Source organism: Rhizobium rosettiformans W3 (assembly GCF_004912135.1).
Taxonomy (GTDB): domain Bacteria; phylum Pseudomonadota; class Alphaproteobacteria; order Rhizobiales; family Rhizobiaceae; genus Allorhizobium; species Allorhizobium rosettiformans.
This window is the reverse complement of record NZ_STGU01000010.1, coordinates 137,984-162,365: the sequence shown is the minus strand read 5'-3', so window position 1 is coordinate 162,365 and position 24,382 is coordinate 137,984. Positions and strand designations below refer to the sequence as shown.

The following is a 24,382-nucleotide window of genomic DNA, read 5'->3' as shown; positions in this document are numbered from 1 at the left end:
ATCAGATGACCCGCACCGTCACCGTCGCCGCGACCCAAATGGCCTGCTCATGGGATCTGACCTCCAACATCGCCCGGGCGGAAAAGCTCGTGCGCGAGGCAGCATCCAAGGGCGCGCAGATCGTGCTGATCCAGGAACTGTTCGAGGCGCCATACTTCTGCCAGGACCAGATCGCGGAGTTCTTCGATCTCGCGAAACCTGCGCATGACAACCCGCTGATCGAGCACTTCTCGGCAGTGGCCGAAGAACTCAACGTCGTGATCCCCGTCAGCTTTTTCGAGAAGGCCGGGCAGACCTTCTTCAACAGCATCGCCATTGTCGATGCGACCGGCGACGTGCTCGGCATCTATCGCAAGAGCCATATCCCCGATGGGCCCGGCTATACCGAGAAGTTCTACTTCTCGCCCGGCGATACAGGTTTCGAGGTCTGGGAGACGCGGCACGCAACGATCGGCGTCGGCATCTGCTGGGACCAGTGGTTTCCGGAGGCGGCGCGTGCCATGGCGCTGCAGGGCGCCGAACTTCTGTTCTACCCGACCGCGATCGGTTCGGAACCGCAGGATGCGAGCCTCGACAGCTCCTGCCACTGGCAGCGGGTGATGCAGGGTCATGCCGCGGCCAATGTCATGCCGGTCATCGCGTCGAACCGCATCGGCAAGGAAGACGGGCGCAAGGGCACGTCGCTCACCTTCTATGGCTCGTCCTTCATCTGTGACCAGACGGGGGCGATGGTGGCGACCGCCGATCGGGAGACGGAAACTGTGCTGACCGCCACCTTCGACCTCGACGGCATTGCAAGACAGCGCGCCAGCTGGGGCCTGTTCCGCGATCGTCGCCCGGAGCTCTACGGCCCGCTGATGGGCTATGAAGGCTGAGGCTCAGGCCTCGGTCTTCAAGCCTGCAAGCGCGTCGGCGACGATGCCCTCGACCGGCTGATCGATGGAGACTGTGACGACGCCGGGCTCACCGGTCGGCACTTCCAGGGTGGCGAGCTGGCTGTCGAGGAGACCAAGCGGCATGAAATGGCCGGTGCGGGCGCCCATGCGGCGCCCCAACAAGTCCCGCGATCCTTCGAGATAAACGAAAGTGAGGCGATCGCCGGTCGCGGCGCGCAGGTGGTCGCGGTAGATCTTCTTCAGCGCAGAGCAGGACACGACGATCCCCTCGCCGCGCTCCAGAGCGTCGGCCATGCGCTCGCCGATCACGGTCAGCCAGGGCCAGCGATCCTCGTCCGTGAGTGGTGTTCCCGCGGCCATCTTCGCGACATTGGTTTCGGGATGCAGCACATCGCCTTCGATGAAGGGAAGTCTGAGACGATCTGCCAGGGCCGCGCCGACCGAAGACTTGCCACAGCCGCTGACGCCCATGACGATCACCGCCTGCGGGACGGTGGGCTTATTTTCGTGCGGCATGCTCTTCCTCTTCCTCAACCCTCGTTCAAGGGTCGCGACAATAGGAAGGTTCAGGCGAAATGCAATCCGCTCTTGCTGACCGCGTCTCTGGCGAGACCTCTTTCCCTTGATGGCTGCCGCTCAGCCCTTATCGAGGCCGCGATCTTCTCGGCCATCATGATGACGGGGGCGTTGGTGTTGCCGCCGATCAGGCGCGGCATGACGGAGGCATCGACGACGCGAAGGCCCTCCACGCCGTTGAGCCTGAGGCTGGGGTCAACAACCGCATCCGGATCCGAACCCATGCGGCAGGTGCCGACTGGGTGGTAGATTGTGTCTGCCCGGGCGCGGATGGCGGCGTCGAGTTCCGCGTCCGAAGGCCCCGCGGGATAGAGCTCGGCGCCGCGATACCTGTTGAGCGCGGGGGCTGCCATGATCTCGGCCATCATCCGGGCCCCCTTGCGCAGGGTCTCCAGGTCGCGCGCATCGGAGAGGAAGGCAGGATCGATCAGAGGGGCGGCCGAGGGGTCGGCGCTTGCAAGCCGCACGGTGCCCCGCGAATGGGGGCGCAGAACGCAGACATGGCAGGAATAGCCATGGCCCCAATGCATCTTGCGCACGTGGTCATCAACCATGGCGACGAGGAAGTGGAGCTGGATATCCGGGCGGTCGAGAGAGGGATCGGTCTTCAAGAAGGCGCCCGATTCCGCGCAGGTCGACCGTAGATGCCCCATGCGCTCCGTCCGCCACTCTTGCGCGGCGCGGAGAATATCGCGTGTCGCGGTGATGCCCATGCCGAAGAGATCGGTGTCGGGCGAGCGGAAGATCATGGTGTAATCGAGGTGGTCCTGCAGGTTATTGCCCACTTCGGCGCGGTCCAGAACCACGGGAATGCCGAGGGAGGTCAGATGGTCGGCAGGGCCGATGCCTGAGAGCATCAGGATCTGCGGTGACTGCAACGCGCCCGCCGAAAGCAGCACCTCGCGGCCGGCGCGGACGGTGCGCTCTTCCTTGCCGAAACGATAGGCGACGCCGACCGCCCTGCCCTGCTGGATGACGATGCGTGTGACATGCGCCTCGGTGATGACGGTCAGATTGCGCCGCGTCATTACATCGTGGAGATAGGCAGCAGCAGCCGAGCAGCGCTCACCTCGTTTCGGCCCATTCCAGAACTGGGTCGCCTGATAGACGCCGGCGCCTTCCTGCTGAGGGCCGTTGAAATCGTCGTTCTGGCGGTGGCCGCTCTGCTCGCAGGCCTTCAGGAAGGCCTGGTTGATCGGTCGCGTCCAGTTCTGGTCGCAGACCTGAAGCGGCCCGCCGCGGCCATGCAGATCATCTGCACCACGAATGTTGTCCTCTGCCTTCTTGAACCAGGGCAACACATCCGTCCAAGACCAGCCTGCACAGCCGAGAGAGGCCCATTCGTCGTAATCACCGGCGTGACCACGAACATAGAGCATGGCGTTGATCAGGCTCGACCCGCCAAGACCGCGCCCCCGGGGCTGATAGCCGCGACGTCCGTTGAGCCCGGCCTGCGGCACGGTGGAAAACCGCCAGTTGCCGCTTTTCACATGTCCTGGCACCACGGCTGCCGCTGCCATCGGCACGCGGGCAAAAACGCCATCGCCGCGTCCGCCGGCCTCCAGGAGGCACACGGTGACGGAGGGATCCTCGCTCAGGCGCGCCGCCAGAACCGAGCCTGCGGAACCGCCTCCGATGATCACATAGTCGTACATGCTCTCCCCCCAGAGACCTGTACCCGCCCAGCACTTCTGCAGCGACTACATTAAGCAGACTTAAATTGCCGTGAACGTAAGCGTAGCATAGCGGCGGAGGGACGCAAGCGGGGCGCCAAGCGGTTATTCGCCAACGAAAAACCCGCCTTGCGGCGGGTTCGTCAAGTCGTTCTGTCAGGTGCTGCTCAGGCAGCCGGTGCGGCTGCAACACGGCGCGGCTGCAGGTCGTCGATGCCGAGCAGGAAGTTGATCTGCGGGCGGGCCTTGACCAGATCGTCGATCGTGTATTCGGAGAGCACGTCGAAGAAGGCATTGAGCGCCTTGCGCAGCGCCGAATTCAGGCCGCAGCTGTCGATCAGCGGGCATTCGACGTCACCGTCGTCCTCGAAGCACTCCGCCATGGCGAAGCTGTCTTCCGTGACCTTCACCACATCGAACAGGGTGATCTTCTCGGCAGGACGGCCGAGGCGCACGCCACCATTGCGACCACGCACCGTCTCCACCAGACCGGCCTTGTTGAGCGGCTGCAGGATCTTGAACAGGAAGAGTTCGGAGACGCCGTAAGCCTTGGCGATCTCGGGGATCCGGCTCAACTGGTCATTGTTGGCTGCGCAATACATCAGCATGCGCACGGCGTAATTTGTCTGCTTTGTCAAACGCATGCACGATTCCTCTGTTTTGTTGAGGCTTATATAGCGCCTTTTGCAGTTTTGAACAATTCCAAAATACTCAAGTTCTGAACTCACGTGTCTGTGATTAAAGTCGACTCCAATTGACAGCTTATCCGGATTCATGAATATGCGCCTCAACAATCTGCAAGAGGGAGGCCTATCATGACATCCATTCGTAGCATCGCACTCGGCGCCGTATCCGTTTTGGCCCTGTCGGCCACATCGGCGCTCGCCGACGGCGAAGTGAACATCTATTCCTACCGCCAGCCGGAACTGATCCAGCCGCTGATGGACGCCTTTACGAAGGAAACCGGCATCAAGACGAACGTGCTTTTCCTCGACAAGGGTCTGGTCGAGCGCATCACGGCCGAAGGCGCAAACTCGCCGGCCGACGTCATCCTGACCGTCGACATCGCCCGTCTGACGGAAGCCAAGGATGGCGGCGTCACCCAGCCGCTCAACGATGAAGACATCAACAAGCAGATCCCGGCGCAGTATCGCGATACCGATGGCAACTGGTTCGGCCTGACGACCCGTGGCCGCGTGCTTTATGCCTCCAAGGATCGCGTCTCCGAAGATGCCATCACCTATGAAGAGCTTGCCGATCCGAAGTGGAAGGGCCGCATCTGCATGCGTGACGGCCAGCACTCCTACAATATCGGTCTCTTCGCCTCGATGGTCGCGCATCACGGTGCCGAATACACCGAGAAGTGGCTCGCCGGCCTGAAGCAGAACCTTGTCAAGAAGCCCGATGGTAACGACCGCGCCCAGGCCAAGGCGATCTATGCCGGCGAATGCGATCTCGGTCTGGCCAACACCTATTACCTCGGCCTGATGCAGACGAACGAGAAGGAGCCGGAAGAGAAGGAATGGGCCAAGTCGGTCAAGGTTCTCTTCCCGAACGCTGCCGACCGCGGCACGCATGTGAACATCTCCGGCATGGCGCTGGCCAAGAATTCCCCGAACAAGGACAACGCCGTCAAGCTGATGGAATTCCTGGCTTCGGATGAAGCCCAGACCATCTATGCCGAGCAGGTCTTCGAATATCCGGTCGGTCCGAATGCGAAGGCTTCCGAGATCGTTGCAGGCTTCGGCGCGATCAAGCCGGACACGCTGCCGCTCACCGACATCGCCGCCAACCGCAAGGTCGCGTCCGAACTGGTGGACAAGGTCGGCCTGAACGAAGGCCCGACGCAGTAAGTTGCGGCTGGTCTAAGCAGAATGCAGAAGGGGCGGTCCATGACCGCCCCTTCATTCGTTTGGGGTTGTCTTCGATTGTGCCGGGACGTTCAGGTCCCGCCGGCGCCGATTGCCCGGGCGTGATCGTCGATCGCCTTGCGACGCTCGGCCGTGCCGGGATGCGTGGAGAGGAAGGACGAATCGCCGCCGAGGCCGAGCTTTTCCTCCAGGCGCGCAAAGAAACGGCCGATCGCGCGCGGATCGCGCCCGGCCTTGGCCATCAGTTCGACCGATATACGATCTGCCTCGTTTTCCGCGTCGCGCGAATGCGAGAGCGACATGAGTGCTGCACCATTGGTCAGGATATCCTCGCCGGCGGCTCCGACATCGCCGGCGATCAACATGATCAGGCCCGCCATGCCGGCCGCGCGGTAAAGCTGGCGAAGCGAGTGCTCCTCCTCCACATGGCCGATCTCGTGGGCGAGAACGCCGGTGATCATATCCATGTCGCCGTCGGCCAGTTCAATCAGTTCGTCGGTGATGACGAGCGTGCCATCGGGCAGCGCAAAAGCATTGGGGCCGATCGCTCCGCCCTGCCGGAAATTGAGATTATAGCCGGCGACGCCCCGGGACGAGAGCGCCGCAATCTCGTTGAAGGCCTGACGGATCTCGGTCTGCCGTGCCTCCGGCAGGCGGGTCTCGCTGAAGATCGCCTGGTCCAGCGAGAGAAGCGTGCCGCTCGCCATCCACTGGGTGACAGCGGGTGGCGTCACCAGAACCGCGACTTCCACAAGCGCCGGCACCGCATAGCGATAGATCATGCCGGCCAGCAGAAAGACGGCGACCACGAAGGCCAGCAGCCGGGGGTGAAAGCGTTCGAGCTCGTGCACGAAGCCGGTTTTCCCATGTCTCTTCAGGAAGAGATCGATGGCGTCGTTGTCTTCGGTCTCGAACAGCGAGCCGTCGGCGAAACCGACCCGTCGCGGAATGCGGCCGACCCGGGCGGAGATCTCCGTCCGGGCCATGTCTCCGACAGAAACCGGATCGCCACCGGCGGCCAGCCGCACATAGAGCGTCTTGCCCTCGCTCAGGAGAAGGGCCGGCTCCGCCCGGCTGGAGCCGGGGGGATGCCAGCGACCGGCGGCGATGCGCTTGTCGTCAGAAGCCAAAGTCGAACCCTTCGAGATCGAGATATTCCGCCGTCACGGCAGAGCCGGAAGCCTGCATCGAGGATACCACATCATCGAGCTCACCATCGACCACGATGCCGGAATGCTCGATCACGTAGCGGTGCTCGCGAACCGCGGCCCAGGGGCGCATCAGGCTGAGGGTGAGCACGGTGACGACGAGGTTGGAGATGACGATCCAGAAATAGCGAAGCCGGCCAAGATCGGAGAAGAGGCTGTGACGGCGGTCGAAGCGCGCCGAATTCATCACCACGTTTCGCACACCGATACGATAGAAGATCGCGGCAACACTCCAGAGCACCAGGGCCGGGATCAGCGCTCCATAGATGCTCAGCACCAATTGCGCTTCCGGATCCATGCTGGTGTCAGCACCTTCAACTGCACCGTAATAGGCCGCCATGCCAAGGACCCCCGCCACGGCAGCGCCGACCAGCATCAGCAGAAAGGCAGGCAGCCAGACGCGGTAGAGTGCGCCGATCTTCGGATCCGTTTCGAATGCGCGGTCGCCATAGCGCAGGTTGTTGAAGATGTAGCGATAAAGCCAGCGGCTGGCGAAGGGGGCGAGAATGCCGAGCGAAAAGAAGGACACGAGACCGCCGACGATGATCGCGAAGAAGGCGCCACCGGTCTTGCCGACGAAATCGAAGCGGATGTTGCGGTAGCTCGTGACGCGCGCGTTGAAGCGCAGGCTGCGCATGACGATCCACGGCAGGAGGACCAGCATCAATAGCGCCAGGATACCGCCGATGATCGGGCTGAAGGTCAGAAGCAGGTTGTAGGCGACGATGTAGCCGAAGACGATGGCGCGGCCGATGAAGATCTGCAGACCGCGGGCGTGATAGTCGAAGGAATGCCCGTCAACGAAGGTGTTGCCGTAGAAATAGCGATTGCGGCGGACCTTGGCCCAAGCCGAGTAAATGCCGACCGTGATGATGGTCAGCAGGATGTTGACGATCCAGATGCCGAAATACTCGCCGGCGCTGCCGCGAAACTCGCCGCGCCGCAATGCATCCGCCCGGCCGAAAACTGCCTGTTGCATGAAATGTCCCTCATGAAATCAAATCGTTTGCGTCGCTATCCCCCGCGATGCGCCCGAACATTGATCATGAGACACCCTCACACTCAAGTGCGCTCCGACACTCCGGATGTCCGCTTTGGGTCTCAGATGTCGGGGATTTCGATGCACCACCATTTCGGCCGCCCACCCTTGTAGGAGTGATAGGCGGGCTTGAGATCGGCAGCGCTTGTGCGATCGAAGCTCCCCAGCAGGAGTGCGACCGTGGGATGGTCATCGATGGCGCCGAGCGAGGAGCCGCAAGTGCTGCAAAAGGCGCGCGACGAGATATCTGATGAGCGCCAGGTGGAAGGCTCGCCTGAAGGCCCGATCCAGCGGACGGCATCGCGCGGGAATTCGACCCAGCTGGCCGTCAGGCTGCCGGTGTGGCGCTGGCACATCTTGCAGGAACAGGTGTGTGGTTTGGCAGCCGGCGCATCGGCTTCGAAGCGGATCGCTCCGCAGAGGCAACCGCCTGTATGGATCTTCTTCTTCGGCATCCTCAGCCCTCCCGACAGCAAAGCTATCAAGTGGCAACAGGCTGACAAGAGAACGCCACCCCGTCTTACGACGGAGTGGCGCGAAAGTGATCGAACGGGTGGTACGCTTACTTCATCGTCGGCATGACGAATTCGGCACCGTCCTTGATACCCGACGGCCAACGGCTGGTGACCGTCTTGGTGCGGGTCCAGAACTTGATCGAGTCCGTGCCATGCTGGTTGAGGTCGCCGAAGGAGGAGGACTTCCAGCCACCGAAGGAGTGGTAGGCGAGCGGAACCGGGATCGGCACGTTGATGCCGACCATGCCGATGTTGATGCGGCTGGCGAAGTCACGGGCGGCATCGCCGTCGCGGGTATAGATCGCAACGCCATTGCCATACTCATGCTTCATCGGCAGGTCGAGGGCCTCCTCATAGGTCTTGGCGCGAACGACCGAGAGGACCGGACCGAAGATTTCGGTCTTGTAGATGTCCATGTCCGACGTGACATGGTCGAAGAGGCAACCGCCGACGAAGTAGCCGTTCTCATAGCCCTGCAGCTTGAAGTCGCGGCCGTCGACCACGAGCTTGGCGCCGGCTTCGACACCGCTGTCGATCAGCGACTTGATGCGGGCCTGGGCTTCCTTGGTGACGACGGGGCCCATGTCGGCCTTGTCATCGGTATACGGTCCGATGCGCAAGGATTCGACCATCGGGGTCAGCTTTTCGATCAGACGGTTGGCGGTTTCCTCGCCGACCGGAACGGCAACCGAGATCGCCATGCAGCGCTCGCCGGCAGAACCGTAACCGGCACCCATCAGCGCCTGGGCGGCCTGGTCGAGGTCGGCATCGGGCATGATGATCATGTGGTTCTTGGCGCCGCCGAAGCACTGGGCGCGCTTGCCGTTCATCGCAGCCGTTCCATAGACATAGCGGGCGATCGGGGTCGAGCCGACGAAGGAGACGGCGGAGATATCCGGATGGGTGAGGATGCCGTCGACGGCCGACTTGTCGCCATTGACGACGTTGAGGATACCGGCAGGCAGACCTGCCTCGATCATCAGTTCGGCAAGGCGGATCGGAACGGACGGGTCACGCTCCGAAGGCTTCAGGATGAAGGCGTTGCCGCAGGCAATCGCCGGCGCAAACATCCACATCGGGATCATGGCGGGGAAGTTGAACGGTGTGATGCCGGCGCCGATGCCGACAGCCTGGCGGATCGAATACATGTCGATGTTCGGGCCAGCCCCTTCGGTGAACTCGCTCTTCGACAGATGCGGGATGCCGATGACAAATTCGCAGACTTCGAGGCCGCGGACGATATCGCCCTTGGCGTCTTCGATCGTCTTGCCGTGTTCGCGCGACAGGGTCTCGGCGAGGCTGTCCATGTTGTCGTTCAGGAGCTGGACGAACTTCATGAAGACGCGGGCGCGGCGCTGCGGATTGGTGGCGGCCCACTTGGCCTGGGCCGACTTCGCGTTCTCGACGGCCGCGTTCAGTTCCTCGGCGCTTGCCAGCGAAACCTCGCCCTGCACTTCGCCGGTTGCCGGGTTGTAGATCGGCTGCTTGCGACCCGAGGTGCCGGCGACATGCTTGCCGCCGATGAAATGACCTACCTGATACATGGGTATCCTCCTAGATTGTTATGGAGGCAGTATGCGCTTTGATTTGCACAAATCAACGCGATGATTTACGCATCCGTTGTGCACATTTCGACACAAGGGCATCTATGAACTGGGATGACGTTCGCATATTCCTCGCCGTCGCGCGCACGGGCCAGATTCTGGCCGCCTCAAGACGTCTGGGCCTGAACCACGCCACGCTTTCGCGGCGGCTGACGGCGCTGGAAACGGCGCTGAAGACGCGGCTCTTCATCCGCCGCACGAATGGCTGCGAACTGACCGCCGAGGGCGAGGCCTTTCTCGCCTCGGCGGAGCGGATGGAAACCGAGATGCTGGAGGTGCAGGCGCGGCTCGGGCGGACGGACACGCAGGTTGCGGGCACCGTCCGGATCGGCGCGCCCGACGGGTTCGGCGTCTTCTTTCTCGCCTCGCGCTTGGGCGCGCTGATCGAGCGGCATCCGGAACTGAAGATCCAGCTCGTGCCGGTGCCGCGCTCCTTTTCCCTGTCGCAGCGCGAGGCGGATATCGCGGTGACGCTCGAGCGGCCGGATCAGGGACGGCTCGTGTCATCTAAGCTCGTGGACTATACGCTCGGCCTCTACGCCTCCAAGAGCTATGCCGAAGCCAGGGGACTGCCGACGACACCGGACGAGCTGAAGGGCCACCGCCGGATCGGCTATGTCGAAGACCTGATCTTCACGCCGTCGCTGAACTATACCGGCGAGGTGATGCGCGACTGGAATGCCGGCTTCGAGATCTCCTCGGCGATCGGCCAGACTGAGGCGGTGCTGGCCGGCGCCGGCATTGGGATCCTGCACAGCTATATTGCCCGGCAGCACGAAAGTCTGGTGCGTGTCCTGCCCGAGGTGACGATCCGGCGGGCCTATTGGACGACCTTTCATGAGAGCGCGCGCGAACTCGTGCGGGTGCGGGCGGTCGTGCAGTTTCTGCAGGATGCTGTCGAGCAGGATCGGGCGATCTTCGCCTGACACTTGGTCGTCTCACCGGCAAGTAAGACGCAGGATCTCCGGGATGACGAGACCGCCGAAATAGGCCTCGCTCGGTTCCGGGGCGACGGAGACCTCGCAGTCGCCGGGCGTGCCGGAGAGGACGGCGGGGCGTTCCGGGTCGAAGCGGAAGGCAATCGTGAAGTCGCGATCGCGCAGCATCAGCGAGAGCGACTGGCCATTCAGCGGTAGTGCAGTTGGCCAGCGATAGTCCGCCGCAATCGTAACCTGGCCGGTTGCGAGATCGACACGGACCGAGGCCGCAGGTGGCAGCTTCACGGCCTCGGGTCCGAGTCTTGCCTCCAGGAAAAAGTCCCGGGACGAGAGGCGGTCGCCCAGTTCGCGGGTGAGTGCCGCGCGCTCCGCATCAGAAAGGGTGCCGTCCTGGTCCTTGTCGAAGCGTGCGGTCAGCCGGCGGCTGGTGGCCTGATCGAAACCGAGGATCTGGGTGAGACCGGTCAGGCGGTTTCCGTCGAGCTGAAAGACAAGGCGCGCCGAGGCTGCAACATCCGGATGGGCCGCGGCCGGTGCGGCGAGCATCAAAAGAGCAAGCGGGAAAAAAAGGCAACTCGGCTTCACCGAACCAGCGCCTCCGACGCAAACGATGGAGGCAGGGGTGGAAAGTCTGGCGGTGCCAGCTGAGTCTCACGCCCGGCGAGGAAAGCTCCGCCGTAGAGGAGAGCAACGGCCAGCATCCAGCTTCCGCCGATCCGAGTGGCGATGGTGAAGCCGGTATTTTGGATCTGAGATGCCGGCCAGGCAATCGAGAGAATGGTCAGGGCCTGCAGGAGGGGTGCGCTCCACCGATAGTGCTCTGCGAAGAGCACGGGATCGCCAAGCCGCGTTGCGGTCGCAAGGGCTATGCCTGCGAGAGCAAAGACGGGAAGGCAGACGACAGGCCGGAACCTCGGTGAGAGGATGAGCGCGAACCCCACCAGCGCGCAGGCGATCGGGCCGGCGAGAAAGAGATGGGGTGCTGCACCGGGCACGGGCGCCATCCAGCCATAGACCGTTTCGCGATACCAGAAGCCTGCGAGGTTCCCGAGGACCATGCAGAGCATACTCGCCATGGCCCAACGTCCCGGTAGCTGCCCGAGCAACACGCCAAGCCCGACGAGCGGAAGCAGGACCTCGACGCTCGCGATGGCGGCATAGGCCGATGTGCCGTCCGACAATCCGGGCAACAGGAACAGAGCGCCGGCAACCGCGCCTGCCAGAAGTGGCAGCAGCGAAAGCAGGCGTATTGCAGATAGCGGCATCAGGCGACGAGGAAGTAGACGCCGCCGAGGCCGATCAATCCGCCGAGCGCTCTTGCCATCTGCCCGCCCTGGATGCGCTGGAAGCCAAGACCGACGGCAATGCCAGCGAGATGGATGAGGCCGGTTGCGACCACAAAGCCGAGCGCGTAGGAGGCGGGATCAGCCGCACCGGGCAGTTCCGCGCCATGGGCATAGCCATGGAAGATCGCGAAGACACCGATCACAGCCACGGCCAGCCATTCCGGCGGGCGCCAGAGGAAGGCGATTGCGGCTCCAAGGACGATGATCGAAAGGGCGATACCGCTTTCGACAGCCGGGAGAGGAACGCCTGCGATCCCCATCATTCCGCCGACGACCATGATCAGCGGAAAGGCGATCGGCAGGCTCCAGACCGAACGACCGCCCATTTGCGCGCCCCAGAGGCCGACGCAGAACATGGCCAGCATGTGGTCGAGCCCCGACAGCGGATGCTCGAAACCATGAAGAAAGCCACCTCCCTCACCCGCCACAACATGCGCTTCAGCTGCGGTGGGCAAGGCCATTGCCAGAACGGCAAGGCCGAGAAGAGGTGTCAGTCGGTTGAGCGACATGGGTTTCTCCGAAACGCGATGATGACCCGGCTTGGGTGCAAGAGGATCACGCCGTGCGTCATGCGACGCGGCTCGGCCTGACTATATCCGAATCGTGTGAGACTGTAGATGGGAAAGTGTTCGCGCGGAGGCCGCCCTGTCGTTGGTTCTTCGTGCCGAGGACCAATGCAGCTAGAGCCGGAGCAGCGAATATGGCGCGCCCTTCTCATTTCCCCTTTTTGCGCGCCCTGGCAAGCGGTGCCTCTCGTCTTTTCGCGGGCCTGTCCCTCGGCCTCCTTCTCCTGCCCTCGGCGGCCAATGCGCATGTCATGGATGGTCCGCTTGGCGGCTTCGGCTCGGGGTTCGGCCACCCGCTCGCCGGGCCTGACCATTTCCTTGCCATGCTCGCCGTCGGCCTCTGGGGTGCCCAGATCGGGGGCCGGACCGTCTGGACGCTGCCGGCAACCTTCCCGATGATCATGTGCGTCGGCGGCGTCCTGGGAATGCTCGGCATCCTGCCGACGGATATCGTTCAGGTCGGCATCGCGCTCTCCGTGCTGGCGCTCGGCGGCGTGATCGCGGCCAATTGGAAGGCGCCGGAATGGGTAGCGCTTCTGCTGATTTCGATCTTCGCCATCCTGCACGGCATTCCGCATGGCGTTCTCGCACCCCGCGCCACCGATCCCGCAGCCTTCACCGTGGGATTCGTGGTGTCGACAGGTGTTATCCATGTGGTCGGGATTGCGATCGGCGCGGCGCTGAAGCCGATCGCCGGCGGCAGACTGGTTCAGGGCCTCGGTGCGGCGATTGCGCTGGCAGGCCTCTGGTTTCTGTTGGCTCCAGCGGCGGCCTAAATGGGCTGACGCCCTGCGACACAAGCGTTTTGCTGCATCGCGATCGCATGGTTTCTGTTGACAAACCCTGAGCAAACCGCACAAACCACGGCACCGGCCGCGACCGCCTTCATCGGCGCGGCCCGCGCAACCGTGAACAGCTCAGGCACAGGCTCTCCATGACCACGAATACCGCACTCCTCGACTTCCAGATCGTTCCGAATGCCTCGCCCATGCCCGAAGCCGAGCGGCTGCAGGCCTTCGAAAACCTGGGCTTCGGAACGCTGTTCACCGACCACATGGCGGTGGTGCACTGGCATGTCGACAAGGGCTGGCACAGCCCGGAGGTTTCGGCCCGCAAGCCGTTCCAGGTCGATCCGGCCGCAAGCGTGCTGCACTATGCCCAGGAAATCTTCGAGGGCATGAAGGCCTATAAGGGCGCCGACGGTCGTATCACCCTCTTCCGACCGGAAGAAAATGCCCGCCGCTTCAACAAGTCGGCCGAGCGCATGGCGATGCCGGACGTGCCGGAAGAACTTTTCCTCAAGGCTGTCGAAGAGCTGGTGAAGATCGATGCCAAGTGGGTGCCGGAAGGCGAAGGCAGCCTCTATCTGCGCCCCTTCATGTTTGCCAGCGAAGCCTTTCTCGGCGTTCGCCCCTCGCGCGAATATGTCTTCTGCGTCATCGCCTCGCCTGTCGGGCCCTACTTCAAGGGCGGCAGCAAGCCGGTGACACTGTGGGTCAGCGAGCATTACACCCGCGCGGCACCGGGCGGCACGGGCGCTGCCAAGTGCGGCGGCAATTATGCGGCAAGCCTTCTCGCCCAGAAGGAAGCGGCGAGCCGCGGCTGCGACCAGGTCGTCTTCCTTGATGCAGCCGAGCACAAGTGGATCGAAGAGCTGGGCGGCATGAACGTCTTCTTCGTGATGGACGACAATACCGTCGTCACGCCGCCGCTTTCGGGCACAATCCTGCCGGGCATCACGCGCAACTCGATCATCCAGCTTGCGAATGAAAACGGCCTCAAGGTCATCGAGCGTCCCTACTCGTTCGATGAATGGATGGCGGATGCGCGCAGCGGCAAGCTGCGTGAGGCCTTCGCCTGCGGCACGGCTGCCGTCGTCGCTGCCATCGGGACCGTTCGCCATCCCGGCGGCGAGTTTGTCATCGGCAATGCCGGCACCGGCATCGAGACCGAAAAGCTGCGCAACCAGCTGACCGGCATCCAGCGCGGATATGTCGCTGATACCCATGGCTGGGTGAAGGAAGTAACCCGCGCCTGATGCGGCGGCTTTCGGAATGATCCTCAGGCCCCGTCATGGCAGCATGGCGGGGCTTTTTTCTGCCCCGCCATGATGTGTTCGGCTGCGTTTCCTGTGACGCGGAGGAGAAGCATGCGCTTTCTGCCGGCGCGCTCGCCGATCCGAGCTATTGTCCGCTCTGCAACCCGTGACCGGTGCGGCGGGCGCCTTCAGTAATTTGCGGACTGCGCAAGATAGGGACGTATGCGGCTGCTGACGGCAGCGGTTCTCCAGTTGTGGATACGCGCGCCGATTTCGACACCCCTTCGCCAGATGACCTCGGCATGAAGCACACCGAAGCGCTCGCAATGCAGGACGAAGGCTTCGCGGTCGGCGAGCATCAGGCTTTCTGTCAGTTCGAGCTTCAGTCCCTTGGGGCTCCAGTCCGAAATCAGGCCGCGAAAATGGCAGCCGAACATCAGCACCAGCGAGCTCAGCTCACAGGCCTGCCGGATTTCGTTTCGTCGCTCCATCAAGAACCTCCGTTCGGATGGCGCGACCAGATCAGCAAACGCGCGCGGACGAAAGGCGAGACTGTTGAAAGCCTTGCATTCGGGTAAACGGAATCGGTCGCATTTGATCTATCTGGACGGCACGATGACGCAGCCGGTGACCGTCACGAGGACATTCTTTGGGAGGGGGAAGAAATGGTACGGTTGAGTGGAGTTGAACCACTGACCTCAGGTGCCACAAACCTGCGCTCTAACCAACTGAGCTACAACCGCACATGACCGCGTCGCTGACGCCGTTGAGGGGTCACATACGAGCAGACGGATTTTTTTTCAAGCCCTTTCTGCGCATCCTGTGAAAAGGCCTGGTTCATAGAAAAGGCCGGGCTTGATGCCCGGCCCACTATCCTTGGGAGGATTTTTCGTATCGCGTCAGGCGATCAGGCGACCTTCAGCGAGGACATTGCCTTTTCGGCTGCTTCCTTGCCCGGCTTGGCAACGGTTTCGGCAACCTTCTTGGCCGTTTCCTGCATGGCCTTGGCCTGCTCGATGGTCACTTCCGCCTGCTTGCGGATGAAAGCGGTCTGCAGCTCGACGAGTTCGGCAACCGACTTCACGCCGAGGAGCGCTTCCATGTGGGACAGCGAAAGGTCGGCATTGGTGCGCATCGCGTCGATGGCCTTGAGACCGAGTTCAACCGTGCCGGCCTGAGCCGTCTGTACGGTCGATTCCATGGTCTTGGTGGCTTCTTCGGTCGCAGCCTTCATCTTGGCATAGGCTTCCTTGGACTGGGCGGCGCCCTTTTCGGCGAAGTCACGGAAGCTTTCCTGCATCTTGGACGGATCGAAGGTCGAGAAAGAGAACATATCCTTGGCATTCATGGTGCATTTCCTCTCGTTACGGGATCTGAACGACCCCTCGTGTTTCACTCATGAAGCTTATATAACACCGCCTATTGTGCATTGCAACATCATTGTGCGCCGCACAATTAGATTTTCCGCATGTTGATAAGCCGGCCGGATTAACCTTATCAATCGAAAGCCTCCCCACTTTCTGGACCCAAGGGCACTGCCTAGCTATTAAAAATCTGTTAATTTGCTTGCAGGCCATGAAACGACAGGTCCAGGAATGCCCGCTCAATATCCCTTCATCGACGTCGCCGTGCACGACCTCATCCGCCCGCGGCTGGCGCGTGGCGAGGCGCTCGTGCTGTTTGCGCCGGGACTGGAGCGGGTGCTTTGGTGCAATGGCGCGGGCGCGCGCTTCTTCGGCAGCGCCTCGCTCTACGACTTTCTCGAGGAAGGCCCCAATCGCAGCGACATCACCTTCCGCCAGATCGAGACGGTCGCCGGCCAGCTCTCTGCCGTCGGTGACAGCCGCAGCCTGATGCTGCGGATCAATTCCGGTTTCCAGAACGTGCCGGTCACGGCGACGGCGGACTGCATCGAGATCCGCAAGGGTGAGCCGGCGATCCTGCTCGCGGTGCCGCCCTTGAAACGCAACGACGGCAATCTGAGGCAGCTCGCCCAGGAGCTGATGAGCGGCTTCGACGACCCGGATACGCATATGGCCGTGCTTGATGGCGACGGCGGCCTGATCGCAAGCTCCGAGGGTTTTGCCGGTCTCGGGATCACGCCGCAGACAGCGCGGATGCTGGTGAACCTCGTCGAGGCCGATGCCGACCGGCTGGTCAAGCGTCCGATCCCGACGGGCCGTGGCTATCTGCCCGCTGCCATCGGAAAGATCGCCGACGAGCCCGGTCTGCATCTCCTCTTCACCGTCGAAACGATTCTCGGCCAGATGGATCCGAGCGGCGATTTCGCCGATGCGCCGGACGAGGATCTGCCGACGGCGATCGCCGAACCGGTGCGCGCCGACGACACGGTCGAAGACGATGTCGATCAGCAGACGGCTGAAACGCCTGAGCCGGAGACCGCGTTCGACGCGGAGGAGCTGCCCTCGGCTGCGGCTCCGTTCGAGAGCGTGATTGCCGCGCTCGGCGACATCGAGGAAATCGTGCCGGCGACGGACGAACTCGAAGAGCTGGACGATGCCGAGGAAGCGGCATCGGAGGATTACAGCGAGGGCGATGACCTGTCCGAGACCGTGGACGACGCAGCTGTAGAGGCGGCGGACGAACCGGCCACTGCCGTCGAGCCGGTCGCTGAGCCTGAGCCAGATCCGGTTCCCGCAGTCCACGCAGCCGAGACTGTCGCGCCGTCACGTCCTGCAGCACAGATCAAGCAGACGTCAGCCATCGCAGACACCGAGGCCTTCGTGTTCAGCCAGAACCGTCGTGCCACGCGCTTCGTCTGGAAGATCGATGCCGAGGGCCGCTTCAGCGAGGTGTCCTCAGAGTTCGCTCAGGCCGTCGGCCCGCGCGCAGCCGACATCAATGGCGTCGCCTTTTCCGATCTCGCGGCGCTCTTCAACCTCGACCCCGAGGGCAAGATCGGTGAATTGCTGAAGAAGCGCGATACGTGGTCCGGCAAGACGATCTACTGGCCCGTCGAAGGGACGCGGCTCGTTGTACCCGTCGATCTCGCGGCTCTGCCGACCTATACCCGCAACCGCGACTTCGATGGTTTCCGTGGCTTCGGCATCGTGCGTGTCGCTGATGCGATCGAGGATCCCGATGCGATCGGCATGACCTTCGTGCATCAGGCGGAAACCGTGGACGCGGTCTCCGATGTGCCGGTGCTGCGCGACAGCGATCGCGAAGAGGAGCTCGCGGAATTCCTGAGCGAACTCAGTGAAGGCGAAACACATCCGCCGGAGGATTTCGTCGAGGACCAGATCGCGGAAGAGGGTGAGCAGACGCTCGAGGCTTTGCTCGACGACGCGGATGACGCGCAGGATGCCGACGAGGCAGAGACCACGACGGCCGTCAATCCCGCGTCGGAAAGCCCCAGCGACAGCCCGGTCTCCCGGACGCCGGGCTTCGAGCCGCCGGTTCTTCGCGTGATGGAGCCGCGCAAGCCCAGCCTGCCGGACAAGGTCGTGCAACTGCAGGACCACCGCGCCCGTCAGCGCGACAGCCTGACGCCCGGCGAACAGGCGGCGTTCCAGGAAATCGCGCGCAAGCTCGATCCGCTTGGCCTCCGCGCCAAGGTCGAGCAATCGCTGACGCCTTCGGAGCCGCCGGCGCTGCGCAGCGAACCGGCGCCTCAGCCGCCGAAGGCACCCGAAGCGCCTCAACCGGCAGAACCGATCGCCGTCGTCCCCGCGGCGCCGTCCGAGCCCGCCCCTGTTACGGTCGAAGAGCCTGCTCTGCCGGCGATGGCACCGATTGCCGGGCATGAACGCGGCACGGGCAAGCGGGAACGCAGCCTGACGGCCGACATCGTCGATCTGATGCCGGTGGCGCTTCTCGTTCATGTCGGCGACCGTCTGATTCATGCCAATCCGGAATTCTTCAACCTCACCGGCTACAAGACATTGGTCGAGCTCGAAGAAGTCGGCGGTCTCGACACGCTGATCCAGCGCCGCGATCTCGAGACGCCCGGCGACGAGGCGGGTCAGGTCGTGGCTCTGTGCGCCGACGATCGCCTGCTGCCGGTGACGGCACGGTTGCAGTCGGTGCGTTTCGACGACACGAGCGCGCTGATGCTGGCGCTGATCGCGCAGCCGGAACTTGCCGCACAGCCGGAGACGCAGGCTGAGCCCATGGGCGAAATCGCTGCGGCACCAGCCGCGGCATCGGCATCGGCAGGCGAACTGGCACGGCTGAAGGTCGAAGTGGACGAGCTGCGCTCGATCCTGGAAACGGCGACCGATGGCGTTGTGATTCTGGATTCCGACGGCGATATCCGCTCGATGAACCGGGCGGCGAGCGCGCTGTTCAACTTCGACGACATGGAAACGCGCGGCAAGCCTTTCGTCATGCTGTTTGCCCATGAGAGCCAGAAGTCGATCCTCGACTATCTCAATGGCCTCTCGGGCCATGGCGTGGCGAGCGTTCTGAACGACGGCCGCGAAGTCATCGGCCGGGAAGCCTCCGGTGGCTTCCTGCCGCTCTTCATGACGATCGGGAAGCTCGCCTCGTCCAACGGCTATTGCGCCGTGATTCGCGACATCACCCAGTGGAAGCGCACGGAAGAAGAGCTGCGCAACGCCAAGCGTGCGGCCGAGACGGCCAATGCCCACAAGACCGATTTCCTTGCCCGCGTCAGCCACGAGATCCGCACGCCGCTCAACGCGATCATCGGCTTTGCCGACATGATGGCCAACGAGCATTTCGGTCCTGTCGGTCACCCGCGCTACGGCGAATATGCCCATGATATCGTGCGCTCGGGCCGCCATGTGCTCGACATCGTCAACGACCTCCTCGACATCTCCAAGATCGAGGCGGGCGAGATGGAGCTCGACTTCTCCTCGGTGGGCCTGAACGAGATGGTGCAGGCGGCTGTCGCGATCGTGCAGCCGCAGGCAAACAGCCAGCGCGTGATCATCCGCACCGCTTTGTCGCAGGCGGTTCCGAATGTCGTGGCCGACGGCCGCTCGATCAAGCAGATCGTGCTCAACATCCTCGCCAATGCGATCCGCTTCACGCCGTCCGGCGGGCAGATCATCGTATCGTCCGCGTATGAGCCGAACGGCAGCGTGGTGCTCCGGATCAGGGACACCGGCATCGGCATGTCGCGGAGCGAACTCGAACAGGCGATGAAGCCGTTCCGCCAGGTTTCGACCGGCACGCCGCGCAACCGTGGTGACGGCACGGGCCTCGGCCTGCCGCTCACCAAGGCCATGGTCGATGCGAACCGGGCGCAGTTTGCAATTTCGTCGACGCCGAACGAAGGCACCCTGGTCGAGGTAACCTTCCCCTCGCCGCGCGTGCTGGCCGATTGAGGTCAGGTGGGCGGCGCCTATCAGGCGTCGCGTGGCATCGTGATTTCGAAGGCGGCACCGGTTCGACTATCGCGGCAGCGTCTCTTATTGAAATGCTCTTTCTACGGTCTGCAGCATGCTTGCACGGCCAGTGTCTGCTCGATAGCCTGACAATCGGCGGGTTCAATCGGAGACGGTATCGGCATGGCGACCATCAGCATTCTACTGGCGATCATGATCGCGATCGGCATCGGCGCGATGAGCCCAGGGCCGAGCTTTGTGCTCGTCTCGCGGATCTCCGTGGCGAATAGCCGGCTGCATGGGCTTGCGGCGGCCGTCGGCATGGGAATTGGCGGAGCCTTTTTCGCGGTGCTGGCGCTGGCGGGTCTTGTCGCCCTTCTCGAAAGGGTCGAATGGCTCTATCTCGTTCTCAAATGTGCCGGTGGGCTTTACCTCGTCTATCTCGGCATCGCCATCTGGCGCGGCGCCCGCAAGCCCATGTCCGTCGGCCCATCAGACGGCCGGTTCGCACTCTCCGTTCTGCGGGCCTTCTTTCTCGGTGTTGTTACGCAGGTCAGCAATCCGAAGACGGCCGTGGTCTATGCCAGTATCTTCGCGGCTCTCATGCCGCAGGAGCCGCCGCTGGCGCTCATTCTTGCCCTGCCGCCCGTGATCTTCCTCATCGAAGCCGGATGGTATGCCGTGGTGGCGATCGCCTTTTCGGCACCGCGGTCGCAGCGGGCCTATCTCAGCGGGAAGCTCTGGGTCGACCGGTTGGCAGCCGCCGTGATCGGCGCGCTCGGTGTCAGGCTGATCGGTGAAAGCCTCGCGCTCCTGCGCCGGTAAGGCAGGTGTGACCCCAAGTGCAGGTTTTCATTGCCGGCGCTTTCGGCTAGAGGAGAGCCATTCCCGCTTTCGCAAGGGTTGATACCTTGTCCACACTGCCGCGCCCGGGCATAGCCCACCCTGCCATTTCCTCCGGCGCACTCGCCGGGAAGCGCTTCGGTTCCGCCACGATTGCAGCGCTTCTCGCGGCTGCGATCGTCTCGATGCCGATCATTGCGATCTTCGTCATCGGGTTCTCGGCGGATCCGGACAACTGGCAGCACATGATGACGAATGTCATCCCGCGGGCCGGGGTGCGGACCTTCTGGCTGCTCTTCTTCACGGGCCTGGTCACGGCGGTCGTCGGCATCGGTTGCGCCTGGCTGGTTGCGGCATGCGAGTTTCCGTTGCGGCGTTTTCTGTCACCGGCGCTGGTGCTTCCGCTGGCGATCCCTTCCTATCTGGCAGCCTATGCCTTCGGCGAGTTCCTCGATTTTACGGGCCCTCTGCAGACCGGATATCGAGCGCTGTTCGGCTACACCTCGTCCCGCGAGTACAGTTTCTTCGACGTGAAGTCGCTGACGGGTGCCGTGCTGGTTATGTCCGCGGTGCTTTACCCTTACGTCTATCTCGCCTGCCGCTCGATGTTCCTGATGCAGGGCCGCGCGGCAGCGGATGTGGCCCGCACGCTCGGGTCCAGTCCGTTGCGGGTTTTTGCCCGCATCCAGGTGCCGATGGCGCGGCCGGCCATCATGATCGGCCTGACGCTGGTGATGATGGAGACGTTGAACGATATCGGTGCGGTCGAATATCTCGGCGTGCAAACGCTGACCTTCTCGGTCTATGACACCTGGCTCAACCGCGGAAGTCTTGCGGGGGCCGCACAGATCGCCTGCGTGATGCTGGTGATCGTGGCGGGTCTCCTGATCATCGAACGCATGGCCCGGCGTCAGCAGCGGTTCACCAGCCACAAGACAACAGCGGTGGTGCCGGATGCGGTCAGGCTTCGCCTGTCCGGCATCAAGGCAGTGCTGGCGACCTTGTTCTGCTCGATCCCGATCCTGGTCGGCTTCTTCGTCCCCGTCTTCGTGCTTGGCGGCTTTGCCTGGCGGCGGCTTGAAGATTTCCTCGAACCGCGCCTGCTCGATGCGCTCTGGCATTCGACGCTGGTATCCTCATCGGCCGCGCTGATCACCGTCTTGCTCGCCTTTGTGCTCTCCTATGCCGCGCGCACGGATCGTTCGCGTCTCGCCAAGGGTGCCGGGCGGCTTGCGGCGCTCGGTTACGGCATTCCCGGTACGGTACTCGGCATCGGCGTGCTGATCCCGCTTGCGGCCTTCGACAACGCGCTCGATGGCTGGCTGCGGCAGAACCTAGGGCTGTCGACGGGGCTTCTGCTCTCCGGCACGGGCTTTGCCATCGTCTATGCCTATACGGTGCGCTTCCTGACCATGGCGGAAGGCACGATCGACGCCGGCTTCCAGAAACTCTCGCCGCATCTCGACATGGCCGCGCGAACGCTCGGTCGATCGGGGCTCCAGACGTTGCGACAGGTGCTCTTGCCCAATCTCAGGCCTGCCGTCCTCACCGCCGCCCTGCTGGTCTTCATCGAGACCCTGAAGGAGCTCTCGGCGACGATCCTGTTGCGCCCGTTCAACTTCAACACGCTGGCGACCCTCGTCTATGAAGATGCCTCGCGCGGCATGGCGCAGGATGCTTCCGTGGCTGCGATGATCATCATCGCGGCAGGGCTCATTCCGGTGATCCTGGTATCACGCTCCCTCGACGAAAAGCGCTGATCTCCAGCGCTCAGACAAAAAAAGGGCGGCCGGAGCCGCCCTCAGTCAATGCTGTCGAACCGGAGCAATAGAGCGATCGACATTTTGTCGGAGGCAGAGCCTCGCTGCGTTTGATCGCGCATCTCCAAGTTGGCGCCAGTCTTGCCGAATGCCAGTTAAGAGAACCTTACCGCCCGGCCTCCGCCGCTACCCCACATTTGAGGTATTGTCCTGAAATTGCAGCGTTTCGGGACAAAAAAGAAGTCAGGACCTGAGCTGTGGCAGGTCGGCGAACAGGGCCAGCGCCTCCGGATTGGCGAGCGCTTCCTTGTTCTTCACCGGGCGGCCATGGACGACCTCGCGGACCGCGAGTTCGACGATCTTGCCGGACTTGGTGCGGGGAATGTCTTCGACCTGAATGACCTTGGCGGGGACGTGGCGGGGCGAGGCGCCGGTGCGGATCCGGGTCTTGATCTTCTTGTCGAGCTCCTCGGTCAGGGTGATGCCGGGTGCAAGGCGAACGAAGAGGATCACCCGTACGTCGTCTTCCCAGTCCTGGCCGATGCAAAGCGCCTCGACCACCTCGTCGAGTTGCTCGACCTGGTTATAGATCTCCGCCGTGCCGATGCGCACGCCGCCCGGATTGAGCGTTGCATCCGAGCGCCCGTGGATGACTAGGCCGCCATGCTCTGTCCATTCGGCGAAGTCGCCATGGCACCAGGTGTTGTCGAAGCGATCGAAATAGGCCGAGCGATATTTCGCCCCATCCGGGTCGTTCCAGAACATCACGGGCATGGACGGGAAGGCCTTGGTGCAGACGAGCTCGCCCTTTTCGCCGCGCACGGGCTTGCCTTCGTCGTCCCAGACATCGACGGCAAGGCCGAGGCCCGGACCCTGGATCTCACCGCGCCAGACGGGCTTCAAGGGATTGCCGAGTACGAAGCATGAGACGATATCGGTGCCGCCCGAGATCGATGCGAGCTGGATATCGTCCTTGATGCCTTCATAGACGAAGGAGAAGCCTTCCGGCGACAGCGGCGAACCGGTCGACGTCATCAGTCTGAGGCTGGAAAGATCATGGGTGACCTTCGGCGTCAGGCCACCCTTGCGCACCGCGTCGATATATTTGGCGGATGTGCCGAAGATCGCGAACTTTTCCTCTGCGGCATAATCGAAGAGGACATTGCCGTCCGGGTAGAAGGGCGAGCCGTCATAGAGGCAGAGCGTTGCGCCACAGGCGAGACCGGATACCAGCCAGTTCCACATCATCCAGCCGCAGGTGGTGAAATAGAACAGCTTCTCACCCGCCTGGAGGCCACAATGGAAACGGTGCTCCTTGAGGTGCTGCAGAAGAGTGCCGCCAGCCGAATGCACGATGCATTTCGGCACGCCCGTCGTGCCCGACGAGAAGAGGATGTAGATCGGATGCGAGAAGGCAAGCCGCTTATATTCGATCTCCTTCACCGAGTAGTCGGCGATGAACTGATCGAAACTGCGGCCATCGGCGAGCTGTTCCAGCAGAGCCGGGGTGTCGCCGGCATAGGGGACGACGAGGACCGGTACGTTGAGCTTTAATGAGACTGCCACGACCTTGTCGGCGACATCCTGCCGCTTGCCGTTGTACCAGTAGCCGTCGCAGGCGATGAAGAGCTTGGGTTCGATCTGGCCGAAGCGGTCAAGCACACCCTGATCGCCGAAATCGGGCGAGCAGGAGGACCAGATGGCGCCTGTCGACGTGACCGCCAGCATCAGCGCGACCGTCTCGGGCATGTTCGGCATCATGGCGGCAACGCGATCGCCCTCGCCGATGCCCATGGTGGCCAGCGCCTGCTGAAGCCGGGAGACGGTTGCCGTCAGGCGGGTCCAGGACCAGCGGTCTGCAGCCTTGTTCTCTCCGTGGAAGATGAGGGCATCCCCCTCGCCCGCATGCGCCAGGAGATTTTCGGCGAAGTTCAAGCGGGCTTCGGGAAAGAAACGAGCCTTGAGCATGTCGTCGCCATCGGCGAGTGCTGTCTCTCCCTTGTCGCCGATAACGCCACAGTAATCCCAGACCTCCGACCAGAAGGACGCCCGGTCTTCGACGGACCAGCGATAGAAGTCGTCATAGTCGGTAAAGCTGCGACCGGTGCGTTCAGCACACCATGCCATGAACTGGCTGAGCGGCTGTGTCGCCTTGAAGGCTTCCGAGGGTGTCCAAAGGGCTTGCTGTCCGGTC

At 62.9% G+C, this 24,382-nt stretch carries 21 protein-coding genes and 1 tRNA gene; 8 read left to right on the top strand and 14 right to left on the bottom strand.

Annotated elements, in window-relative coordinates; all coding sequences use genetic code 11:
- Nucleotides 1-5: 5 nt before the first annotated feature.
- Nucleotides 6-875 carry an N-carbamoylputrescine amidase gene (aguB, locus tag FAA86_RS17735; RefSeq protein ID WP_136542468.1) on the top strand — a complete coding sequence of 290 codons (870 nt, stop codon included), beginning with the start codon at nt 6-8 and terminating at the stop codon, nt 873-875.
- A gap of 3 nt (nt 876-878) precedes the next feature.
- Here aguB and FAA86_RS17730 read toward each other — a convergent pair whose 3' ends face one another.
- From FAA86_RS17730 to rirA, 3 genes are all read right to left on the bottom strand, one after another.
- A complete protein-coding gene (locus FAA86_RS17730) occupies nt 879-1,412 on the bottom strand; it encodes a gluconokinase (protein ID WP_136542467.1) in 534 nt (177 codons plus the stop codon).
- Nucleotides 1,413-1,462: 50 nt separating this feature from the next.
- Nucleotides 1,463-3,127, bottom strand: coding sequence for a GMC family oxidoreductase (locus tag FAA86_RS17725; protein WP_136542466.1), 1,665 nt, complete (start codon nt 3,125-3,127; stop codon nt 1,463-1,465).
- Between the two features lie 185 nt (nt 3,128-3,312).
- The gene (gene rirA, locus FAA86_RS17720) at nt 3,313-3,789 is read right to left on the bottom strand and encodes an iron-responsive transcriptional regulator RirA (RefSeq protein WP_113459817.1); all 477 of its coding nucleotides are present in this window, start codon (nt 3,787-3,789) and stop codon (nt 3,313-3,315) included.
- A gap of 171 nt (nt 3,790-3,960) precedes the next feature.
- Between rirA and FAA86_RS17715 the strand changes: the two genes are divergently transcribed.
- Nucleotides 3,961-4,998 carry a Fe(3+) ABC transporter substrate-binding protein gene (locus tag FAA86_RS17715; RefSeq protein WP_136542465.1) on the top strand — a complete coding sequence of 346 codons (1,038 nt, stop codon included), beginning with the start codon at nt 3,961-3,963 and terminating at the stop codon, nt 4,996-4,998.
- Between the two features lie 89 nt (nt 4,999-5,087).
- Here the strand turns inward: FAA86_RS17715 and FAA86_RS17710 are convergent, their stop codons facing one another.
- The 4 genes from FAA86_RS17710 to FAA86_RS17695 all read right to left on the bottom strand — a co-directional run bounded on the left by FAA86_RS17710 (nt 5,088) and on the right by FAA86_RS17695 (nt 9,322).
- Nucleotides 5,088-6,146, bottom strand: coding sequence for a M48 family metallopeptidase (locus FAA86_RS17710; protein ID WP_136542464.1), 1,059 nt, complete (start codon nt 6,144-6,146; stop codon nt 5,088-5,090).
- Nucleotides 6,136-7,203 carry a YjgN family protein gene (locus tag FAA86_RS17705; protein ID WP_136542463.1) on the bottom strand — a complete coding sequence of 356 codons (1,068 nt, stop codon included), beginning with the start codon at nt 7,201-7,203 and terminating at the stop codon, nt 6,136-6,138. The genes FAA86_RS17710 and FAA86_RS17705 overlap by 11 nt, the downstream gene beginning before the upstream one ends.
- A gap of 122 nt (nt 7,204-7,325) precedes the next feature.
- Complete coding sequence (locus tag FAA86_RS17700) at nt 7,326-7,718, bottom strand: GFA family protein (RefSeq protein WP_136542462.1); 393 nt, start codon at nt 7,716-7,718, stop codon at nt 7,326-7,328.
- 107 nt (nt 7,719-7,825) lie between these two features.
- Nucleotides 7,826-9,322, bottom strand: coding sequence for a CoA-acylating methylmalonate-semialdehyde dehydrogenase (locus FAA86_RS17695; RefSeq protein ID WP_136542461.1), 1,497 nt, complete (start codon nt 9,320-9,322; stop codon nt 7,826-7,828).
- Nucleotides 9,323-9,426: 104 nt separating this feature from the next.
- On the opposite strand from FAA86_RS17695, the gene FAA86_RS17690 reads away from it, so the two are divergent.
- A complete protein-coding gene (locus FAA86_RS17690) occupies nt 9,427-10,308 on the top strand; it encodes a LysR family transcriptional regulator (protein ID WP_136542460.1) in 882 nt (293 codons plus the stop codon).
- A gap of 12 nt (nt 10,309-10,320) precedes the next feature.
- On the opposite strand, the gene FAA86_RS17685 is transcribed toward FAA86_RS17690, so the two are convergent.
- The 3 genes from FAA86_RS17685 to FAA86_RS17675 are packed head-to-tail and all read right to left on the bottom strand — an operon-like array spanning nt 10,321 to nt 12,175.
- The gene (locus FAA86_RS17685; protein ID WP_136542459.1) at nt 10,321-10,905 is read right to left on the bottom strand and encodes a DUF1007 family protein; all 585 of its coding nucleotides are present in this window, start codon (nt 10,903-10,905) and stop codon (nt 10,321-10,323) included.
- Nucleotides 10,902-11,585, bottom strand: coding sequence for a hypothetical protein (locus FAA86_RS17680; protein ID WP_136542458.1), 684 nt, complete (start codon nt 11,583-11,585; stop codon nt 10,902-10,904). Before FAA86_RS17680 ends, FAA86_RS17685 begins: the two co-directional genes overlap by 4 nt.
- The gene (locus FAA86_RS17675) at nt 11,585-12,175 is read right to left on the bottom strand and encodes a HupE/UreJ family protein (protein WP_136542457.1); all 591 of its coding nucleotides are present in this window, start codon (nt 12,173-12,175) and stop codon (nt 11,585-11,587) included. Before FAA86_RS17675 ends, FAA86_RS17680 begins: the two co-directional genes overlap by 1 nt.
- 191 nt (nt 12,176-12,366) lie before the next feature.
- On the opposite strand from FAA86_RS17675, the gene FAA86_RS17670 reads away from it, so the two are divergent.
- Nucleotides 12,367-13,008: a HupE/UreJ family protein gene (locus FAA86_RS17670; protein ID WP_136542456.1), complete on the top strand. Its 642-nt coding sequence runs from the start codon at nt 12,367-12,369 to the stop codon at nt 13,006-13,008.
- Between the two features lie 158 nt (nt 13,009-13,166).
- The gene (locus FAA86_RS17665; protein ID WP_136542455.1) at nt 13,167-14,270 is read left to right on the top strand and encodes a branched-chain amino acid aminotransferase; all 1,104 of its coding nucleotides are present in this window, start codon (nt 13,167-13,169) and stop codon (nt 14,268-14,270) included.
- Between the two features lie 188 nt (nt 14,271-14,458).
- On the opposite strand, the gene FAA86_RS17660 is transcribed toward FAA86_RS17665, so the two are convergent.
- The 3 genes from FAA86_RS17660 to FAA86_RS17650 form a co-directional block, all read right to left on the bottom strand.
- The gene (locus tag FAA86_RS17660; protein WP_136542454.1) at nt 14,459-14,761 is read right to left on the bottom strand and encodes a PilZ domain-containing protein; all 303 of its coding nucleotides are present in this window, start codon (nt 14,759-14,761) and stop codon (nt 14,459-14,461) included.
- Nucleotides 14,762-14,936: 175 nt separating this feature from the next.
- Nucleotides 14,937-15,013 (bottom strand) — tRNA-His (locus tag FAA86_RS17655).
- 164 nt (nt 15,014-15,177) lie between these two features.
- A complete protein-coding gene (locus FAA86_RS17650; RefSeq protein ID WP_113459831.1) occupies nt 15,178-15,618 on the bottom strand; it encodes a phasin in 441 nt (146 codons plus the stop codon).
- Between the two features lie 247 nt (nt 15,619-15,865).
- On the opposite strand from FAA86_RS17650, the gene FAA86_RS17645 reads away from it, so the two are divergent.
- The 3 genes from FAA86_RS17645 to FAA86_RS17635 all read left to right on the top strand — a co-directional run bounded on the left by FAA86_RS17645 (nt 15,866) and on the right by FAA86_RS17635 (nt 22,188).
- A complete protein-coding gene (locus FAA86_RS17645; protein ID WP_136542453.1) occupies nt 15,866-19,585 on the top strand; it encodes a sensor histidine kinase in 3,720 nt (1,239 codons plus the stop codon).
- A 183-nt stretch (nt 19,586-19,768) separates the two neighbouring features.
- On the top strand, nt 19,769-20,410 hold the full coding sequence (locus FAA86_RS17640; RefSeq protein WP_136542452.1) for a LysE family translocator: 642 nt from the start codon (nt 19,769-19,771) through the stop codon (nt 20,408-20,410).
- 203 nt (nt 20,411-20,613) lie between these two features.
- Nucleotides 20,614-22,188, top strand: coding sequence for an ABC transporter permease (locus FAA86_RS17635; RefSeq protein ID WP_136542486.1), 1,575 nt, complete (start codon nt 20,614-20,616; stop codon nt 22,186-22,188).
- 243 nt (nt 22,189-22,431) lie between these two features.
- On the opposite strand, the gene FAA86_RS17630 is transcribed toward FAA86_RS17635, so the two are convergent.
- The gene (locus FAA86_RS17630; RefSeq protein WP_377344442.1) at nt 22,432-24,315 is read right to left on the bottom strand and encodes an acetoacetate--CoA ligase; all 1,884 of its coding nucleotides are present in this window, start codon (nt 24,313-24,315) and stop codon (nt 22,432-22,434) included.
- Nucleotides 24,316-24,382: the final 67 nt, after the last annotated feature.

What these genes read in the sequence shown, in the direction of transcription:
- FAA86_RS17700 (WP_136542462.1), bottom strand. Translation starts at nt 7,718, where the DNA reads ATGCCGAAGAAGAAGATCCATACAGGCGGTTGCCTCTGCGGAGCGATC.
- FAA86_RS17690 (WP_136542460.1), top strand. Translation starts at nt 9,427, where the DNA reads ATGAACTGGGATGACGTTCGCATATTCCTCGCCGTCGCGCGCACGGGC.
- FAA86_RS17670 (WP_136542456.1), top strand. Translation starts at nt 12,367, where the DNA reads ATGGCGCGCCCTTCTCATTTCCCCTTTTTGCGCGCCCTGGCAAGCGGT.
- FAA86_RS17695 (WP_136542461.1), bottom strand. Translation starts at nt 9,322, where the DNA reads ATGTATCAGGTAGGTCATTTCATCGGCGGCAAGCATGTCGCCGGCACC.
- FAA86_RS17675 (WP_136542457.1), bottom strand. Translation starts at nt 12,175, where the DNA reads ATGTCGCTCAACCGACTGACACCTCTTCTCGGCCTTGCCGTTCTGGCA.
- FAA86_RS17665 (WP_136542455.1), top strand. Translation starts at nt 13,167, where the DNA reads ATGACCACGAATACCGCACTCCTCGACTTCCAGATCGTTCCGAATGCC.
- FAA86_RS17680 (WP_136542458.1), bottom strand. Translation starts at nt 11,585, where the DNA reads ATGCCGCTATCTGCAATACGCCTGCTTTCGCTGCTGCCACTTCTGGCA.
- rirA (WP_113459817.1), bottom strand. Translation starts at nt 3,789, where the DNA reads ATGCGTTTGACAAAGCAGACAAATTACGCCGTGCGCATGCTGATGTAT.
- FAA86_RS17630 (WP_377344442.1), bottom strand. Translation starts at nt 24,315, where the DNA reads ATGGCATGGTGTGCTGAACGCACCGGTCGCAGCTTTACCGACTATGAC.
- FAA86_RS17725 (WP_136542466.1), bottom strand. Translation starts at nt 3,127, where the DNA reads ATGTACGACTATGTGATCATCGGAGGCGGTTCCGCAGGCTCGGTTCTG.
- aguB (WP_136542468.1), top strand. Translation starts at nt 6, where the DNA reads ATGACCCGCACCGTCACCGTCGCCGCGACCCAAATGGCCTGCTCATGG.
- FAA86_RS17645 (WP_136542453.1), top strand. Translation starts at nt 15,866, where the DNA reads ATGCCCGCTCAATATCCCTTCATCGACGTCGCCGTGCACGACCTCATC.
- FAA86_RS17635 (WP_136542486.1), top strand. Translation starts at nt 20,614, where the DNA reads ATGCCGATCATTGCGATCTTCGTCATCGGGTTCTCGGCGGATCCGGAC.
- FAA86_RS17660 (WP_136542454.1), bottom strand. Translation starts at nt 14,761, where the DNA reads ATGGAGCGACGAAACGAAATCCGGCAGGCCTGTGAGCTGAGCTCGCTG.
- FAA86_RS17705 (WP_136542463.1), bottom strand. Translation starts at nt 7,203, where the DNA reads ATGCAACAGGCAGTTTTCGGCCGGGCGGATGCATTGCGGCGCGGCGAG.
- FAA86_RS17730 (WP_136542467.1), bottom strand. Translation starts at nt 1,412, where the DNA reads ATGCCGCACGAAAATAAGCCCACCGTCCCGCAGGCGGTGATCGTCATG.
- FAA86_RS17640 (WP_136542452.1), top strand. Translation starts at nt 19,769, where the DNA reads ATGGCGACCATCAGCATTCTACTGGCGATCATGATCGCGATCGGCATC.
- FAA86_RS17715 (WP_136542465.1), top strand. Translation starts at nt 3,961, where the DNA reads ATGACATCCATTCGTAGCATCGCACTCGGCGCCGTATCCGTTTTGGCC.
- FAA86_RS17650 (WP_113459831.1), bottom strand. Translation starts at nt 15,618, where the DNA reads ATGAATGCCAAGGATATGTTCTCTTTCTCGACCTTCGATCCGTCCAAG.